We start from the raw sequence: 17,776 nt of genomic DNA, 5'->3' as shown, positions 1-17,776 counted from the left end.
TTCTCCTCACACATCCTCCTTGACATGCAACCAAATGGTTGCATAATGAAGTCATGGATGACGATTCTGTTTTCAGGGCGCTGGCGGACGCAAGCCGCCGAGCCCTGCTCGACCGGCTGCACGAAGACAATGGCCAGACGTTAGGCGAACTCTGCCAGGGCCTGAACATGACGCGTCAGGCGGTTACGAAACATCTGTCGATCCTGGAGCAGGCGAACCTTGTTGCGTGCAAGTGGCAAGGTCGCGAGAAGCTGCATTTCATCAACCCGGTTCCCATCAACGAGATTGCAGAGCGCTGGATCAACAAATTCGAACAAACAAAATTGGGCGCGCTCGCGAGACTCAAGAAATCGCTTGAAGGAAAAGATCATGGCTAGCGCGACCGCATCGACATTCGTCTACGTCACCTACATTCGCACAACGCCCGAGCAGTTGTGGACGGCGCTGACAAGCCCCGAATTCACCCGGCAGTACTGGTTCGGCGTGGTTCAGGAGACGGACTGGAAAGTGGGTTCGTCATGGAAAATGATCTTTGCCGATGGCCGCATTGCCGACACCGGCGAGATCGTGGAATGCGATCCGCCGAAGCGCGTCGTCATCAAATGGCGAAACGAGTTCAGGCCGGAACTGAAGGAAGAAGGCTATTCCCGCTGTGAGATCGATCTCGAAGCCATGGACGATGCGGTCAAGCTCACCATCACGCACTCGATGGAAAAGGAAGGCACACAGTTCATCGGCGCGGTATCCGGCGGCTGGCCGCTCATTCTTTCGAATCTCAAGTCGCTGCTCGAGACAGGCAAACTCGTCGTACCCGTCAAGAAGACGTAAGTGCGATCAGCGGCATTCCGGCGGCCGGCGTCTTGCGTGGCCGCTCAGGGATTCAGACGCGCACGAGGCCTGTTAGTGGCCGCATGCTTCCGGCCTGTCCGAACAGCGTTGAAGCCGTGCGATGCGGATCGATGCCAAGGCTCTCGCCAGCGGCGCCAGCGATCAACGCGTCGAGCTGCGTCGTGGGTTTGAGGTCGCGTGATTCGTAGAGACTGGATGCGCTGAGGCCGGGCCAGTCAGCAAGCACGCGTCCGCCCTGCACTGCTCCACCTGCCAGCATCGCAACCGATCCCGTGCCGTGATCCGTGCCGCCCGTGCCGTTCGCCGCGGCGGTTCTGCCGAATTCGGTAGCGACGAGTACCGTCGTTTTGCTCCACTGCGGACCCATGCCGTCGCGCAACGCAGCGAGCATCGTGTCGAGTGCCTTTAGCTGGTTCGCGAGACGCGGATTCTGCGCGCTATGCGTGTCCCAGCCGCCTGTTTCGATCATCGCGATACGCGGGCCGTCGTCGCGTGACAGAAAGCTCGCTGCGAGCTTGCCCAGGCTCGCCGGGTCCTGACGCGCGCTGGCGTCGCCGGCAAGGCCTCGTGCGGCCATCGCTGATTCCCATAGCGGTCGCAACTGCGCATCCTGATCGTAAAGCTGCGAAACGCGTGTGAGCAGATCGTCAGGTGCCTGCGGCAATGCCGATGGCGCGTACGAGGTTACCTGTGCCGTGCCGCGCAACGCCATCGGCACTGTCGGCGCAAACGCGATCGCGTTTTCGCGCGTGGCCGGCATCAGCGTGACGAGGCGATTGAGCCAGCCGTCCTTCGACTGATACGGCGACTTGCCCCCTGTCTCGAGCACGTTCTGGCCGTCGAAGTGCGAGCGGTCGCGATAGGGCGATGCAACAGCGTGTACAAAGAGCGCCTGGCCGTCCGCGTACATTTTCGCGGTCTGCACGAGCGAGGGATGCAGCGCGAACGTGCCGTCGAGCTTCGTCGCGGACGCCGGGTCGATGGCGAGCGCACCGCGCAGATTTGCGTAGGCGGGGTCGGCGTAAGGCACGACGATGTTCAGGCCGTCGGCGGCGCCGCGCTGGATGACGAAAACGAAACGGCGGTCCGTCGCGACGCTGGCGAACGCAATATGCGGCGACGCGAGCATGGCGCCTGCGCCGGCTGCGGCAAAGCTCAAGAACCTGCGGCGAGTCAGCATGGTATTCATCTCCGTTGGAAGTCCGGTGAAACCAGCAGCAGCGCGATCGCAGTCGACGCGCTTTCGGCACGCGAGACAGCCGTTGCCGTCGATGGGCTCAGCGAGCCGGCCAGCAGCGTCTGCCCGAGCGTGCGCGCGTCGAGCCTGTCGCCGACACGCGCGGCGAAGCGCTGCGCCACTTCGACACGTCGCACGAGCGCATCGGGTGCGGCCCAGCTTGCAGCGATGTCGTCGTAGCCCGCAGGTGAGCCTGGCCGCCAGACCGGCTGACCGAGTTGCGTCAGAAGCGGCGCGCTTTGCAGATTGCCGAGGTCCTGCCAGCCGAGACCACGCATCGACGAGATCGTCCATTCCCACGGCGTCTTGAACTTGACGGCAACCGGCGACCACGCCTCCGGCGTATCGATCAGCGCGCGATAGATCGTTGGTAGATCACCGCCGCTCCGTATGAAGACCTCAGTCAACCGCTCGCTCACTGCCGACGGCGGATTGTCCGCCACGAAATGTCGCGCAAGCTTGCCGCCGATGTGCTGTGCGGTAGCAGGCGAAGTAGAGAGATCGTGCAGGATGGCAAGCGCCTGCGCTTCGCCAGGTTGATCGTAGCGGCGTCCCATGATCGTTCGCGTGCCCGGCTCGTGCAGCGCCGTGCGAAACACGAACGTGCCGGGTGCCGCGCCGTTCGGCTGCGGCCCCTGATAGCCGGCGACACTCCAGCCGGTCAGCGCGCGGGCGAATTCCGTGACGTCATCCTGCGTGTAGCCGCTGCGTACGCCCAGCGTATGCAGCTCCATGATTTCGCGCGCGAGGTTTTCGTTCAGGCCAGGCTTGCGAGCCGGGTTGCGCTGCGCGGCGCGCATGGCTGCCATGCTGTCCGGGCCAACGGAGCGCGTCTGGTCGAGAAACAGCTGCATGGCTGGATGACGCTCGACGGCCACGAGCATGTCTTCAAAGCGGCCCAGCACATGCGGGCGGATTGCTTCCGCTTCGAACGCGCCGGCTAGCGCGGCGACGCCTGGCTTTTCGCTTGAGACGGCGAAGTGGTTCGACCAGAAGTGCACCATTCGCTCGACGAACGGCGTTGACGTGGTGAGCGCGCTGTCGACGCGCGCGTTCACCGCGTCGCGGTAAACGTCGCGTATCTCCGTGCGCAACGCCTTGCGTGCCTCGATCTTTGCGGCTGCATCGCTGGCGGCTTGCGGGCTCTGGTTGGGTGCGTTCTGCGCGCCCTGCAGGCTCTTCGGGTTTTGCTGAAGTTGCTGACGCTGTTGCGCGAGGTTGGCAGCAAGCGCCACTGCACCTGGCTGGTTCGACCATGCCGCAGGCAACGGTTGATACTGGTCGAACTGCGCAAGCAGCCATGCCTTGGGATCAGCTGGCGGCGTATCGTCTGCGCGCGCGCCGAGGCCGAAGCGGTTGAGCGCGATCGCCGCAGCGTTCACGGTCGGTGAATTGGCCATACAGTCCCCGTCGGGCTATAAGTAACTGTTAAACGGCGGGCGGCGGAAATTCCGTCGCATCTCACTTAAGAATTATTCGCCCGGCTTTGTGCTTGCCGCCGCTGGTGGTGAGGGCTCGCGCCACTGGCCACGCAGCTTCAGGCTCTCCGCAAACTGCACGCGCTCTTCAGGCGTGAGCGTCGCCGCGAAATCGGCGACGCTGCTTTCAACCTGCGCGCGCAAAGTCGTGTCGGCCGTGCGTGTGCGGGCTAACGCGGCATCGAGTGCGGCGCGGTCGAGTTGGGGTGCAGCGAGCAGACGCAGTACCTCACGACGCCCTTCCCGACCCTCGCGCGCATATTGCCGGCCTTCACGCCGCGCGTTTTTCAGGCCGTCGATAAACGCCTGCTGGCGCTCGGGCGAAAGCGTTTCGGCGGCAAAGCGCAGCGCGCGCTGCTGCGCCGCGACGGGTGCCGTTGTCGAGCCGTGCGCCACGAACCACTGATACGCGCCACCGACGATCCCTCCAACGAGAAACACGTTGAGCACAAGCGAGCCCACCAGAATGAATTTTGATGACCGGCCGTTCATTCGCCGCTCCAGTCAGCGGATGAGCCGCCGAAACTTGTAGTCAGCCAGGACAGTTCGTGCGCCGGCGGCGGTTCGCCCGTCACCAGAAAAAACGAAACCGCGAACGCGCCGGCAAGGCCACCTGCCAGCCCGACGCCCGCGATCGCAGCACCCGACCACCACATGCGACGATGTATCCGCAGCGGACGCCTCGCAGGTGCGCTCGCGACGACACACTGTTGCAACGCGTAATCGGGGGGTGCGACGGTTTGACTGTCCAGCCAGGCGTCAATATCGGCCGACGCGGCCAGTACGGCGTCACCTTCGTGCGGATGCAACGCGGCCCAGGCCGTCGCCGCCTCGCGCTCATCGTCCGGCCAGCGACGCGGATCCGCGCCGTAAGCATCGACAATGGTGTGAAATCTTTCGGGTGTCATGGCGTGTCCTTGCCGGGATCGTTCCCGGCCAGCAGGGTGCGCAGGTTACGACGGGCGCGTGCAAGCAGGCTTTCGAGGGCATCGACCGTGATGCCCATCAGCGCGGCTGCTTCGATGTTCGAGAGTTCCTGGTAGTAGTTCAGAACGAGCGCCTCGCGCTGCCGCGCTGGCAATTGCGCAAGCGATGCGCGAACGCGTTCGTCGCGGACGTGGGCTTCGAGTCGCGCGTCGGGTAAGGCAGCGGGGTCGGCCTGATCGGGCAGGTCGTCGGCCATCGGGTCTTCGCGATGGCCACGCAGACGGTCGTAGCAGAGGTTTAGCACCACGCGATGCAGCCACGTGTCGAACCGGGCTTCGCCGGTTTTCCAGCGTGGCGCCTGCTTCCAGATGCGCACGAAGGCTTCCTGTGCGACGTCTTCTGCTTCCATAGGGTCTCCCAGCATGCGCGTGGCGAGCGACAACAGCCGCGGCAACTTGCGCGCGACGAGCATGCGGACAGCGGCCGGGTCGTGTTCTCCGACCCGCGCCACGAGTTCCGCGTCGGGATCCTGCTCGCTCAAGGCGTGCGGTCCTGTGGCGGGTGATTCGTCGATGGCGTTAGCGGCGGCTGGTAGCGCGCCATGCGGGCGGGACGAATCGCGATTCGAACGCTTGTCAAATGTTGTGGCTCCCTGGGTCGGCCTGCTTCGGCGTCGCGCGGCCGCTGGCTTGCGACTGTGGCAAGCTACTGCGTGGTCGTCAATATACGACGACTGCAGGACGGTAATACGCAGGATGCGCCGCCGGCACGACGATACAACCCGTCAGCAGCGTGGCAAGAAGGCAAGCCGAAAGAAAGCATTTCATGCGATTTTTCCATGCGTTTAGATGGAGCACGGGGCTCCGATTGTTCTTGAACGCGTTTGCGGGAAAAATCCGTCGCTGGGGGGGCGAGAAAATGAGCGGCGACAGTGCCGAGGCCGGAGATCGGTGACAACGCGGTCTGCAAATAACTCAGCGATTTGCAGGCAAGTTTCATCACTTCAGTTTCTGCACGCTGCGCCGCAAAACGTTGCGACGCAGCGCGAAAGCATACTTACTTGTGCCCGTGCGAAGGATCATCGCAATGCAGGCACTGATGCCCATCATCAACCCACGACGAGCCAAGAATCAGGCTGCAGAAATTCACACGCCGGTAGCCCGGTTCCTTCAACGCAAGCACGTCAGCCTTGACGTTGCCGAACGTCGTGTCCGGCTTGTGCCGCGTGCCCTTCGCGAACGCATCGATGATGCCTTCCTTGAAGTTCGTTTCACGCGGATGGGCGGCGACAACCTGCTTGCGCTGATCATCTGAAAACTCGTCGTAAGCAAGACCCAGCACGTCCATCTCGACACCCGCCGTCACCAGCGCGACAACCGGCTTCTTGTGCTGAGGAATGCCGGGCGTCGTATGCAGCGCGATCGAATCCCACACCATATCGACTTCAGCTTCCGGAATGCCGTATTGATTCAGGAAATCACGCGCGGCGTTTGCGCCATCCACTTCGAAACGCTCAGTCTTGCTGCTGTACGCCGGAACAAGCCCCATGTCATGGAACATCGCGCCGATGTAGAGCAGTTCCGCGTCATACTTCAGCTGTTTGCGCTCGCCAGCGAGCGCACCGAACAGGAAGACGCGCGTGGAGTGGTTGAACAGCAGATCGGGTTCGGTGTCGCGAACCAGTTGCGTGGCGTCGCGGGCCATCTTGCTGTCGGGGATCTTGATCCCGGCGATTGCATTACTCATGAGATTCTCCGTTGATTGACAGGTCCGGTCTGATGCGGCCCGATTCACCGGCACGAGTTGCTAGAATGCGGCGGAAAGGTGCGGGTAACCGTGACATTCAGTCTGGCTGCCAACGCGCCCTGGATCAACGCAATCGATACGTGTATCCCTGCCAGTCAGGCGCGATCTTCTGCCATACAGTCCGATTACGTCGAATCTGAACCTGCGGAGCTTCTGTTGATGCAAACCGTCGCCATCGCGATCTTTCCTGACGTGCAGGCGCTCGACGTCGCCGGGCCCGCTGACGTGTTCGCCGAAGCCAATTCGTTTTTGCCGCACGATGCCGGCTATAAACTCGAACTGGTTAGCACTGGCGAGGCACATATCCGGGCGTCGAACGGCACGCATCTCTTCGCCGATCGCGTGTGGGACGGCTCAGTCGATCGCTATCACACGGCGCTCGTCGCGGGCGGCCCGCTGCTGCCCTCACAACCCGCCGATGCGAGGCTTTGCGCGTGGCTCGTCGAGGTGGCATCGCAAAGCGAACGCTACGGCTCGATCTGCACGGGCGCATTCGCACTGGGACACGCGGGTCTGCTTGATCACAGGAACGTTACGACGCACTGGCAGAACGCCCGGCAACTCGCGCAGCAGTTTCCGCTTTCACGCGTCGACTTCGACCGGATCTATATCCGCGATGAACGTCTGCTGACATCCGCCGGTGTGACCGCGGGGATCGATCTCGCACTTGCACTGGTCGCCGAAGATCACGGCGCGGCGCTCGCGCTTCAAGTTGCGAAGCGGCTGGTCGTGTATGCGCAGCGTCGTGGCGGCCAGTCACAATTCAGCCCGTATCTGAGCGCGCCCGTGGACGGCTCACCCATCGCTACCGTGCAGAACTACGTGATGGAGCACATCGCGAATCCGTTGACGGTTGAAGAGCTCGCCAAAGTTGCGGGCATGAGCACGCGGAGCTTCGCGCGTGCGTTTGCGGAATCGGCGGAGATCACGCCGCATGAGTTCGTCGAGCGCGCACGGGTGGATGCTGCGCGTCGCGCGCTGGAGAGCAGCGAGGCCCCTTTGAAGACAATCGCGTACGAATGCGGCTTTGGTAACGCGGACCGGATGCGCCTCGTCTTCGCTCGACGCATCGGCGTTTCGCCTGCTGACTATCGCGCAAGTTTTCGCGCGCAGTGAGCTGCGGCGCTGTTCTGGCGAAGCGGGTACGTCGCTACTCTTTCACCTTCGCAGCCACTTGCGCAACCCGGTCACGTACGACGCCGATTGCCTGCTTCAGCGAATACACGTCCTGGAAATAGCGATACGGAATGCGTATCTGACTGGCGTTCGCATCGATGTTCTCGATCTCGTCGCGCCACTGCGCAATCTGTTTCGTGCCTGGATTCGTGCTTTTCCAGATTTCATCTTCGAGCGATTTGATTTCGCGGTACCAGACGATGAACCGTCGCTTGATGCGCGCCTCCGCCATGCGCGGCAAAGCCTGTATGAGACCCAACAACAGTGCCGCGAAAGGAACCAGGATCAACAGACGCCTTTCGATAAAACTGGCCAGCCAGAATGGCAAATAGCGTTGCAGGAACGGACGGCCGGATTTGAAGTACCGCACGCTCTCGTCGGCGACAGGAAACTCCTCAGTACTCAGGTTGGGGAACATGCCGATCGGCGTGAAGTAATCTTCGCCGCCGTGGACTGTTTTCGCCGCATCCAGCAACAGATACGCAAGCGCGGGATGCAGTGTGTCCTTCGAGACGAGCAGCGCCGTGGCAGCCAGCAACGTGACATCGGCTTGCGGCAGGTCTTTGACGATGCTCGTCGACGCGCGCGGGAAAATCACTTTGGAAAGCGATGGAAACTTTTGTACGAGCGCATCGGCCTGGGCAAAACTCATCAGCTTCAAATTGCTGTTAAGTAGCGTGACCTGCATCGCGGCGTCTGGTCTGCCGATGAAGAACGCGGCGTCCAGTGTGCCATTTTCGAGTCCTCGATATGCAGTGGGCGCATCCATTTGCAGAAGCGTCGTGTTGTCACGCGTGATGCCGCTCCACGTGAGCAGTACCGACGAAGCGTGAAGCAGGCCACTGCCCGGAACGCCTACGGAGATTCTTTTGCCACGCAACTGCGCCAGTCTGTCGATCGTAGTGGAGCCTCGATAGAACACCCATATCGGCTCATAGGAGACCGCGGCGATCGTCTGCAGGTGATCTTCTTCACTTGGACTGCTTGTGCCTGACTGGATGAAGCCGACCTCGTAAGCGCTGTCAGGATCCTTAAGGCGTTGGTAATTTTCGACTGAGCCGGAAGAACTGCGGATGTCGAGCTTGATGCCCTCGCGTTTGAGGATAGGTGCGTAGCGATCCGCGAAGCCACGATAGATGCCCTGGTCCGCGCCCGTCGTAATGACGATCGTGCGCTGGATCGCAGGTTTGATCAGCACCCAGACACCCCAGCCTGACGCGGCCAGCAGCAGAATCACGCCAGCGATCAGAAGCCACCGACGTCTCGGCGTCATTGGGGGTTTCTGGACGCGGTGAAGGGGCAGGTTCTGCCTCGCCATGGTTCGGTCTCTCGTCAGGGCGCGCGAGCGCGGTGCGGACTGGGGACAGCCTTGTGTCAGGCAGCGTTGCTGATCGTGCTTAATATGAAAAGGGATAATGCTGCCGCGTCGGGCGCTTTGTCTATACCTGCAACTACGTTTGCTGTGGGCGTTCGGGGATTTATGATGTCGAGACGCTGCCGTGGGCAGTGCCATGCCCGGATTCGAATACACTTGTAAATAAACCGGGGCGTCGAACGATGAAATTACCCGGGCGGTTAATTCAACGGAATTCTTCGGCAAGATGCGAATTATTTATTTCTGCACGTCGCCCCGGCCTGGCGAACATGCAGGCGGCGTCAAGGTGATCTACGACCACATACGCGCGCTGGTGAAACTCGGCGTGGATGCGTATGTGATGCACGAACGCAGCGGGTATTGTTACCCGTGGATCGATTCCCCTGTGCCCTCGCTAGCGGATACTGAACTGCGTTCAACCGATCACATCGTCATTCCGGAGATCAAGGCGGCGAAGCTCGCGCCCAAGCTCGTTGCGGCGGGCCTGCGATATTCGATCTTCGTGCAGAACGGCTATTACCTGTCGCAACGCGATGGAACGCTATCGGACGACGACGTCGATTTTGCCTATGAGCAGGCGTCATACATCCTGTCGATTTCGGACGACACGTCGAGCCTGATCCGCCTGCACTATCCCGAACTTGCCTCCCGCGTGGTGCGGATGACATGCACGCTGGATAGCGCGCTCTTCCATGCCAGCGACGCGAAGCAAAAGCTGATTACCTATATGCCGCGAAAAAACGGCGCGCACGCCGCCGCAGTGGTCTTCGCGCTGCACCGGTATTTATCCGACGGCTGGACCGTTGCTCCAATCGACGGACTTTCGATTTCGGGCGTTGCGGAAGTCATGAGCCGGTCGAGGATTTTCCTTTCGTTTTCCGGGATGGAAGGATTGGGCCTGCCACCCGTTGAAGCAGCCATGTGCGGCAACTACGTGATTGGCTATCACGGAGGCGGTGGAAAGGAATACTGGTTCGGGCCGAACTTTCAGTCCGTCGAAGTGGGCGACGTTGCGGGTTTTGTCGAACAGATCGTCGCACGCGTGAGGGCGATCGACGCTGATCCCGGTCTGCATGAACTGCACGACGGCATGCATTCGCTTTGCGCCCAGTTCTCGAACGCAAACGAGGACGCGCATCTGCAAGCATACGTACAGCAGTTGAAGAGCGATGCCGTGGCTGCGTGTGAAGGCAGCCACGTCCCGCTAAAGCTTCAAAAGCACCGCAAGCGTTCGATTCTAAAGCGGCTCACGTGGATGGGCCGCCCGGCTTAAGAGCAAGGCGGCCGTCGTTTTACCGCGACCGCTTCATGCGGTCGCAGCAGCGCGCATGCCAGTAGCGGCGGCAGCATCGGATCCCGAAGCTGCGACACCCTGTTTGCCCCGACGCTCAGCACCGACCGCCTGGGTTGCGCCGCGTCCGCCGTCATTCAGACGAAACACCGACACAGCGTCGCGCAGCACATCCGCCTGCCCTTCCAGCGATTTGGCCGCAGCCGCCGCTTCTTCGACGAGCGCTGCGTTGTGCTGCGTGACTTCGTCGATCTGGGTGATGGCCTTGTTGACCTGATCGATGCCGTCGCTCTGTTCAAGCGCCGCGGCTTCGATCTCGCTCATGATGCCCGTCACGCGCCCGACAGAATCCATCGCTTCCTGCATCGTGCGACGTGCTTCCGCGACGAGCGATGCGCCTTCCTGCACCTTCGCAGCCGAATCGCCAATCAGTTCCTTGATCTCCTTTGCCGCCGTGCCCGAGCGCTGCGCGAGGCTGCGCACTTCCGATGCGACCACCGCGAAGCCACGCCCCTGCTCGCCCGCGCGCGCCGCTTCCACAGCAGCGTTCAGTGCAAGGATGTTCGTTTGAAACGCAATGCCTTCGATCATGCCGATGATCTCGGTGACCTTGCGCGACGAATCGCTGATGCCGTCCATCGTTTCCGTCACGCGTGCAACAACATTGCCGCCGCGCGTGACCGTCTCCAGCGCGCCCTGCGCGAGACGGCTTGCCTGCTTCGCGTTGTCGGTGTTCTGCTTGACCGTTGCGGACAGCTCTTCCATGCTCGCGGCCGTCTGCTGAAGCGCAGCAGCCTGCTGCTCCGTGCGCGCCGACAGGTCCGCGTTGCCCGAAGCGATTTCGTTCGCGCCGAGCGTGATCGCGCGCGTGCTGCCGCGTACTTTCGAAACCGTGTCCACGAGGCCATCGCGCATATGCGTCAGCGCCGACAGCAGCTGGCCCATTTCATTACGCGACGTCGACGCAACCGAAATCGTCAGATCGCCAGCTGCGATGCTGCGGAAATGCGCGATGGTCTGGTTGACCGGGCGAATCAGCGCCACCGACAGACCGACGCGCGCCAGCAGCGCAATCACCACCGCGATTGCACCGATGCCGCCGAACAGGAACGTCGCCAGCGTGACACGCTTCGCGGCGGCGGCGGCGGCCCGCTCCTCCTGGACCGCCTGGACGCGTTCAAGCCCGTCGATCGCCTTCGCATAGGCGGCGTAATACGTGTTGGCGGTTTCGCCCTGGATCGTGCGGAACGTGTTGAAATCGAAATCGGTGAGCGCCTTGAATTCCGGTTCAATCGCCTTGTCGACGAGCGCGGTACGTGCCGCATCGACGGCCTGGGCCTGCTCCTTTTCTTCGTCGCTCGAAAACGGACCGCTGGCGTAGATGCGGAAATCGCGCGTCGACGCTTCGAGAACCTTATGGGCGTCCGGAATGAGGCCGTCGGTCTGCTTGCCGACGCTAAAGAGCGTTTCGTAGCTACCGAGCGCAAGTCGCGCCTGCAGCAGCTTTTCCGAACTCGCCTTCAGATGCGACAGTGCGACAGCACTGCGCTGCGCCTCCTCGAGCCCAGTATTCGTGAGCTTGAGCGCGGCATAACCGACGCCGATCACAGTCAGCAGGAAAGCGACGAAAACGCTGATAACCAGCGTCAGTCCACCGCGGATGGTGATGTTGTTTAGCATTGTTTCTCCGGAACGTCGGGGTCGATCGACTGCAGGCGCGCGTCGAACGGTTGGAAACCCGCGCCATCTGCGTGTTAACGGCGCCTTTTCGTAAGGAATTGATTGGGGAAATCCATGAGAAACAACGTTTCCTTACGGCTGCTGTTGACCTTTTGAATCATTATTTGGGACGCGGCGGATTCGGGTGTCGAGGCGCGCGCTATTCCGGTTTCAGGGGTTACCGTGGGTTTCGTTTGTATAATTCCGCGTCTTCGTTCAGGCTCACTTTCATGCTCAGTTTCGCGCTCGGCTTTCTCGTTTCACTGCTGGTCACGCTGTTGATCGTGCGCTATGCGCATCTGCATGAAAAATTCTCCACCGATACCGATCTCGCCGGCGTGCAGAAATTCCACGCGCGTCCCGTGCCGCGGATCGGCGGGACAGGGATTCTGCTGGGGCTGATTGTGTCTGCGTTGCAGCTGCATCGCGCCTACCCGGCCGTTTCGGGCGGGATTCTGGGTCTTGTGGCGTGCGGGATGCCGGCGTTTGCCTCCGGACTGGTTGAGGACGTCACCAAGCGCGTTTCGCCGCTGGTGCGTCTGCTCTGCACGATGGCAGCTGCTGCGTTGGCGTTCTTTCTGCTCGATATTGGCGTGACGCGGATCAGCGTGCCGCCGCTCGACTTTCTGCTTTCTTATGCGGTGATTTCTTGCGCTGTGACAGTGCTTGCAGTGGCTGCGCTAGCTAACGCGATCAATATCATCGATGGCTTTAACGGGCTCGCTTCGATGGTCGCGTTCATGATGTTCGCCTCGATGGCATATGTCGCGTTCCAGGTTTCCGATCCTATCGTGCTGTCCGCGTCGCTCATTATGATGGGCGCGGTGATGGGATTTTTTATCTGGAATTTTCCGGCGGGTTTGATTTTTCTTGGGGACGGTGGGGCTTATTTTATTGGGTTCATGCTTGCTGAGCTATCCATCATGCTTGTGATGCGCAATCGCGATGTGTCGGCGTGGTTTCCGGTTTTGCTCTTCATGTATCCGATTTTTGAGACCTGCTTCTCGATCTATCGGAAGAAGTTTATTCGGGGGATGTCGCCCGGGATTCCCGACGGCGTGCACCTGCATATGCTTGTTTATAAGCGGTTGATGCGGTGGGCCGTAGGTGTGCGGACTGCGAGGGAGTTGACCCGGCGGAATTCTTTGACTTCGCCTTATTTGTGGTTGCTTTGTTTAGTTGCGGTGATTCCGGCTACGTTGTTCTGGCGGCATACGGTGCATCTGTTTTGCTTTGTTGTTGTGTTTGCTGCTACGTATGTGTGGCTTTATGTGAGTATTGTGCGGTTTAAGTCACCGCGGTGGATGGTGGTGAGGAAAGGACGGCGGTAGTAAAGTTGCAATTAGCCATGCGTTGCAGGAATGCACCCTCGAATCTATCAACAAAAGGAACCGCGATGAAAAGGAGAATGCTGCTCGTTGGCGTTTTAGCGACCGTCGCGGCGCAAGGTGGGCTCGCAAATACTGCGACCGACAATGTGGCATGGAGCGCCCGATCCGTTGAAGCCAATAGCGCGGCGCCCGAGTGCAGTGCCTACGGAAGAAGCCCGATTGCCAATAAGTCACCAGAGTCTGATTCGGTTGGACACGCGTTAAAGGTGGCCGGCACGATAGCGGCCACCGCAGCTCTGTCTACCGTTGCGCACTACGGCGGCGCCGCGCCGAATCCTTGCAGGTCCATCAGACCCTGAGTGGCCCTATGGCAAGTATCCCAATGCCCTGCCAGTGCAATGCACAAACTCAGAGCGCGTTACCCGTGCGCAAAGAGGCGACACTTTGCAGGGTAGGTGTCACCGTCGGCTGATACTCCGGAACCCAGCGACGCAAATCCCGCCGCACCTCATCATCCGATGGCACGCGATGCTGCATCAGCCACGGCAATAGGTCGTCGATCAAGTTATCCGGAACCTCTCGCGCCTTTGCGATTCGCAGCTTTGCATGCGGCGTGCGAGTGGTCGTTTCGTCGTCCGCCAACAGTTCCTCGTACAGCTTTTCGCCGGGACGCAATCCCGTGAAGACGACCTTGATCTGCTCCTCGGTGAACCCGTAGAGGCGAATCAGATCTTGCGCCAGATCAGCGATGCGGACAGGCTGCCCCATGTCCAGGATGAAGATCTCACCGCCCTGTCCCATGCTCGACGCCTGCAACACCAGTTGCGAAGCTTCAGGGATCGTCATGAAAAAACGCGTAATCTCCGGATGCGTCACGGTCACCGGGCCGCCTCGCGCAATCTGCTCCTGAAATTTCGGAATGACGCTGCCCGCACTCCCCAGCACGTTACCGAACCGTACCGTTTCGAACTGCGTCCTCGGGCTGCTTTGCTGTAGCGTAGAGCAGACCATCTCCGCGAGCCGCTTGCTCGCACCCATCACGTTGGTTGGATTGACGGCCTTATCGGTCGAAATCAACACAAAGTGAGCAACGTCGTGACGTATAGCGGCACGCGCAACCCGATAGGTCCCGAGAACGTTATTTCGGATCGCTTGCCAACTGTTGATTTCCTCCATCAGCGGCACATGTTTATACGCAGCCGCATGAAAGACAATGTGCGGGCAATGTCGTCCCAGTACTTGATCAAGCAGCAGGGAATCCTTCACATCGCCAATCACAGGCACAAAGGCGACTTCTGGAAACTTGTCTCGCAACTCTTCATTCAGTCGATAAATCGAGAATTCGGACACATCAAAAGCAATGAGTTGCACTGGTCCAAACCGGAGAATCTGACGGCAGAGTTCGGAACCGATCGATCCGCCCGCCCCCGTGACCATGACAACGCGATTCTTCAAAAGCCTTTCGACGTGCGCAGTATCGACTGTAACTGGGTCGCGGCCGAGTAAATCTTCAAGGTCGATCTGCCGCACGCGCGACATGAAACCCTGACCTTGGGTGAGCGAGGTCAGGGCAGGCAAAACCATCGCACGCACTCCCGCCCTTACGCACAAGGTTGCAATGCGACGGTGTGCCTCCACTGAAGCGGAAGGAACCGCGATGATCACGTGCTCCACCTTCAGTTCTTCAGCGACTGTATGCAGATCACTGATTGGACCGAGCACTCTATGACCGTAGATTTCGCGCCCCTGCTTCACCGGGTCATCATCAAGCAAACCCGCAAGACGCCATTCCCCTGAGCGCTTCAGTTCGCGGACCAGATTGGCCCCCGCCGTACCCGCGCCGAGCACGAGGACAGGCTTGCCTTGCGCTACCAGGCCCCCGTAGAGATAAAACTCCTTGGCTGCGCGATACATCGCCCGCGAACCGCCCATCGTCAGGAAAAGGAGCATCGGAGACAAAATAAGTACCGATCGCGGAATGACTGGAACCGGCTGAAACAATACGGAGCAAATCACCACTACAAGCGCACCGACGGCGACCGCCTTCGCGATACGCATCAGGTCGGGCAAACTCGCGAATACCCACATGCCGCGGTACAGCCCGTAGCCGCGGAACATGCCAGCGTAAATCAGTAGCACCCAGCCGAGTGCCCGTAACGCTCCATGCCAGAAGTCCGCAGGCACCGGCCCGTTAAAACGAATCACGTATGCGAGCAACCACACGATTGCAACCGCACACAAATCGAACACAAACGCTGCGAAAGACAGGCGTCGGGCTTTGAATCTGGTCATTTGCGCAGCACCTCAGGGTTGTTCAAACGGGCGATGTAACGACGCCAGCGCAAGTCCACACACACACCTGCAAGTACAAGCACCACACCCCATAAAGCTACGACGAGCCATTGCCAGCCCGGCCGCAGCGCTTCTGCACAGAATGCAAACAGTATGCCAACGATCATAAACATGTACCAGATCCGCGCGGTATTTGCGTGCCCAAGGCCAGACTGGACCATTCTTTGATAATAGTGCTCACGGTGTGCCTGCCAAAATTTCTCTCCCCGTAAAAGCCGTTTTAGCAATGTTACAGATGCATCACTTATGAACGGAGAGAAAACCACCGCCGGAAACCAGACTGGCCAGATTCCGGAACGCCAGCCCCAATATCCAAACGCCCCAGCCAGAAATCCCAGCGGAATAGAGCCAACGTCACCAAGGAATATCTTGGCGGGGTGAAAATTGAAGAAGAGAAAGCCCGCCGCAGCTCCGGTGACAGCACTGCAGGCAAGCGCAAATGAAAGATTCGTGTGATCTGCCGCCAATGACGCGATGGAGTAGGCACCAAAACCGAAAACCGCCATTCCGCCTGCCAGACCATCCGCTCCGTCCATGAAGTTGTAGAGGTTCACCAACCAGACCAGCAGAACGCCGACCAGCACCAGTGCCCACCACGGGATATCAACCGGAAAGGTAACCAGCAACACTGCTACGGCCGCAACATGGCCACCAAACCGAACGCGGGCTGGGAGCCCCCGACGGTCGTCGATCTGGGAGAGGATTGCGAGCGACATTGCAGCAAGTACTGGTGGTGCCAGCCCAGGAGCGACGCCCAGTGTCAGGATAACCACCACCGGCACGATGCCCCACCCACCCACCCGAGGCGTGGGACGAGTGTGAAGTGAACGGTCATTCGGAATGTCCGTGGCCAGACGCCACGCGAGACCCGTCTTGAGCAGCGTCCAGAGGATAGCCGCGCTCGCGATCAGTGCAACGATGGCACACGTGAGCACCCGCAGTCCGGGAGCGGCAAATATCGAATCAGGGAACATGCGGCTGTTTCAGTGTGTCGACCGATACCACGCTGCTGTTTCCAGCAACCCGTGTTCGACTGTGTAGGGCGGACGCCAACCCAGGACTTCGCAGATGTGCCCGCTATCAACTTGCAGGCTACCGATCAACCGTTCAACCTGCGCCGAGCGTCCGGTCAAACGCCCGGCAATCCGCAGCCAGGCCGGGGGAACCGGTACCAGCCGGTCAGGCGAATTCAGTTGCGCGGCGAGCATCCTTGCCAGTTCGGTTATGGTCAGGTCGCGGGTATCCGTGACATGAAAGGTACCGCCAGCGGCTCGCGGATCGGTCGCGCAGTGAATCAGCGCATGCGCAAGATTGCCCACAAAAACCAGACTCCGCCGTGCTTTTATCGCGCCTAACGGCAACGGGATACCAGCGGAAATCGCACGCATGAGTTGCAGGAAATTTGCGCGAACGCCGGGACCGTATACGAGCGGTGGCCGGACGATCACGATTTGCAGCCCACTTTCCCGACCATAAGCCAGAAGCGCCCGTTCAGCCTCAAGTTTGGAGATTCCGTATGGGTCGCCGGGAGCAGGCTCGTCTGACTCGCGCAGCGGCCGGCCATGATCGCTCTCTGCAACCGATTTGATACTGCTCACAAACACGAACCGGTGTGCGCCAGCCAGGCGAGCCGCTCTTGCGAGGCGCAATGTACCGGCGACATTGGTTTCCCGGTAAGCCGCCAGCGGATCCATCGCCGAATCCTGCATCAAGTGCACGCGCGCGGCAAGGTGGATCACAACATCGCAACGGCAGTCGTGCGGCCAACGATCTTCGATGCCAACGAAATCATTCTCATCGACCCACTCCCGCACACCCTGCCCGACCGTATCCGGACGTCGCACGAGACCAACCACTGTGTCTCCCCGCTCGATCAGCCCGCTCGAAACCGCGCGACCGACAAACCCGTTCGCACCTGACACGACAACAGATAACGTCATAGATTTTTTTCCAACACACGGGGTATCGACGCTGCTCGTACCCACGTACGGTATGCAGGACCTGCATGCTCAAAGTATCGGACATGGAAATCCGGAGCGGAGCGACTAAAACCTGCGGCCACCCACACATTCTGTTGCTGGGGCGCCGACCATCAGGCAGGGTCCAAAGCCTTTAAGCGCTTCAAAATGCGAGTAACGGCGAATGCAGTCAGGCAACTGCGTTCTTCTTCGCTCCAAAGATCGGAGCGAATGCGGTGCGACGGGCGGGCGACACCCGGAAACTTACCCAACCTTC

The 17,776-nt window shown here is 60.3% G+C and carries 15 protein-coding genes and 1 pseudogene; 5 read left to right on the top strand and 11 right to left on the bottom strand.

What is annotated here, in order from left to right:
- Nucleotides 1-53 precede the first annotated feature (53 nt).
- Entirely contained in the window at nucleotides 54-377 is a 324-nt protein-coding gene (locus LPA36_RS02705) for an ArsR/SmtB family transcription factor (protein WP_228874602.1), read from the top strand.
- Entirely contained in the window at nucleotides 370-828 is a 459-nt protein-coding gene (locus LPA36_RS02700; protein WP_228874601.1) for an SRPBCC family protein, read from the top strand. Before LPA36_RS02705 ends, LPA36_RS02700 begins: the two co-directional genes overlap by 8 nt.
- 52 nt (nucleotides 829-880) lie before the next feature.
- Here LPA36_RS02700 and LPA36_RS02695 read toward each other — a convergent pair whose 3' ends face one another.
- The 6 genes from LPA36_RS02695 to LPA36_RS02670 form a co-directional block, all read right to left on the bottom strand.
- Nucleotides 881-2,029, bottom strand: coding sequence for a DUF1501 domain-containing protein (locus tag LPA36_RS02695; RefSeq protein ID WP_228874600.1), 1,149 nt, complete (start codon nucleotides 2,027-2,029; stop codon nucleotides 881-883).
- Between the two features lie 5 nt (nucleotides 2,030-2,034).
- Complete coding sequence (locus tag LPA36_RS02690; RefSeq protein WP_228874599.1) at nucleotides 2,035-3,486, bottom strand: DUF1800 domain-containing protein; 1,452 nt, start codon at nucleotides 3,484-3,486, stop codon at nucleotides 2,035-2,037.
- A gap of 72 nt (nucleotides 3,487-3,558) precedes the next feature.
- Complete coding sequence (locus tag LPA36_RS02685) at nucleotides 3,559-4,056, bottom strand: periplasmic heavy metal sensor (protein WP_228874598.1); 498 nt, start codon at nucleotides 4,054-4,056, stop codon at nucleotides 3,559-3,561.
- Nucleotides 4,053-4,472, bottom strand: a complete 420-nt coding sequence (locus LPA36_RS02680; RefSeq protein WP_228874597.1) for a hypothetical protein — start codon at nucleotides 4,470-4,472, stop codon at nucleotides 4,053-4,055. Before LPA36_RS02680 ends, LPA36_RS02685 begins: the two co-directional genes overlap by 4 nt.
- Nucleotides 4,469-5,032, bottom strand: a complete 564-nt coding sequence (locus LPA36_RS02675) for an RNA polymerase sigma factor (RefSeq protein ID WP_324250876.1) — start codon at nucleotides 5,030-5,032, stop codon at nucleotides 4,469-4,471. The genes LPA36_RS02680 and LPA36_RS02675 overlap by 4 nt, the downstream gene beginning before the upstream one ends.
- Before the next feature lie 515 nt (nucleotides 5,033-5,547).
- Nucleotides 5,548-6,237, bottom strand: a complete 690-nt coding sequence (locus LPA36_RS02670) for an HD domain-containing protein (RefSeq protein ID WP_228874596.1) — start codon at nucleotides 6,235-6,237, stop codon at nucleotides 5,548-5,550.
- Nucleotides 6,238-6,456: 219 nt separating this feature from the next.
- Here LPA36_RS02670 and LPA36_RS02665 point away from each other — a divergent pair, with 219 nt between their 5' ends.
- Nucleotides 6,457-7,413: a GlxA family transcriptional regulator gene (locus LPA36_RS02665; protein ID WP_228874595.1), complete on the top strand. Its 957-nt coding sequence runs from the start codon at nucleotides 6,457-6,459 to the stop codon at nucleotides 7,411-7,413.
- A 34-nt stretch (nucleotides 7,414-7,447) separates the two neighbouring features.
- On the opposite strand, the gene LPA36_RS02660 is transcribed toward LPA36_RS02665, so the two are convergent.
- Nucleotides 7,448-8,746 (bottom strand): TAXI family TRAP transporter solute-binding subunit, encoded by a 1,299-nt coding sequence (locus LPA36_RS02660; protein ID WP_228874873.1) that lies wholly within the window; start codon nucleotides 8,744-8,746, stop codon nucleotides 7,448-7,450.
- Between the two features lie 328 nt (nucleotides 8,747-9,074).
- Between LPA36_RS02660 and LPA36_RS02655 the strand changes: the two genes are divergently transcribed.
- Entirely contained in the window at nucleotides 9,075-10,121 is a 1,047-nt protein-coding gene (locus tag LPA36_RS02655; protein WP_228874594.1) for a glycosyltransferase family protein, read from the top strand.
- Nucleotides 10,122-10,154: 33 nt separating this feature from the next.
- Here LPA36_RS02655 and LPA36_RS02650 read toward each other — a convergent pair whose 3' ends face one another.
- On the bottom strand, nucleotides 10,155-11,819 hold the full coding sequence (locus LPA36_RS02650) for a methyl-accepting chemotaxis protein (protein WP_228874593.1): 1,665 nt from the start codon (nucleotides 11,817-11,819) through the stop codon (nucleotides 10,155-10,157).
- 269 nt (nucleotides 11,820-12,088) lie between these two features.
- On the opposite strand from LPA36_RS02650, the gene LPA36_RS02645 reads away from it, so the two are divergent.
- Nucleotides 12,089-13,189, top strand: a complete 1,101-nt coding sequence (locus tag LPA36_RS02645) for an MraY family glycosyltransferase (protein ID WP_228874872.1) — start codon at nucleotides 12,089-12,091, stop codon at nucleotides 13,187-13,189.
- A 432-nt stretch (nucleotides 13,190-13,621) separates the two neighbouring features.
- On the opposite strand, the pseudogene LPA36_RS02640 reads toward LPA36_RS02645, so the two are convergent.
- The 3 genes and pseudogenes from LPA36_RS02640 to LPA36_RS02630 all read right to left on the bottom strand — a co-directional run.
- A pseudogene (locus LPA36_RS02640) lies at nucleotides 13,622-15,481 on the bottom strand (polysaccharide biosynthesis protein); the annotation flags it as partial.
- The gene (locus LPA36_RS02635; RefSeq protein WP_228874591.1) at nucleotides 15,478-16,515 is read right to left on the bottom strand and encodes an MraY family glycosyltransferase; all 1,038 of its coding nucleotides are present in this window, start codon (nucleotides 16,513-16,515) and stop codon (nucleotides 15,478-15,480) included. The pseudogene LPA36_RS02640 and the gene LPA36_RS02635, both read right to left, overlap by 4 nt.
- Nucleotides 16,516-16,524: 9 nt before the next feature.
- Nucleotides 16,525-17,481: a UDP-glucose 4-epimerase family protein gene (locus LPA36_RS02630; protein WP_228874590.1), complete on the bottom strand. Its 957-nt coding sequence runs from the start codon at nucleotides 17,479-17,481 to the stop codon at nucleotides 16,525-16,527.
- Between the last annotated feature and the right edge of the window lie 295 nt (nucleotides 17,482-17,776).

The sequence above is a fragment of the Paraburkholderia saeva genome (assembly GCF_907164555.1).
Classification (GTDB): Bacteria; Pseudomonadota; Gammaproteobacteria; order Burkholderiales; family Burkholderiaceae; genus Paraburkholderia; species Paraburkholderia saeva.
The sequence above is the reverse complement of the archived record's forward strand: the minus strand, read 5'-3'. Positions and strand labels throughout refer to the sequence as shown.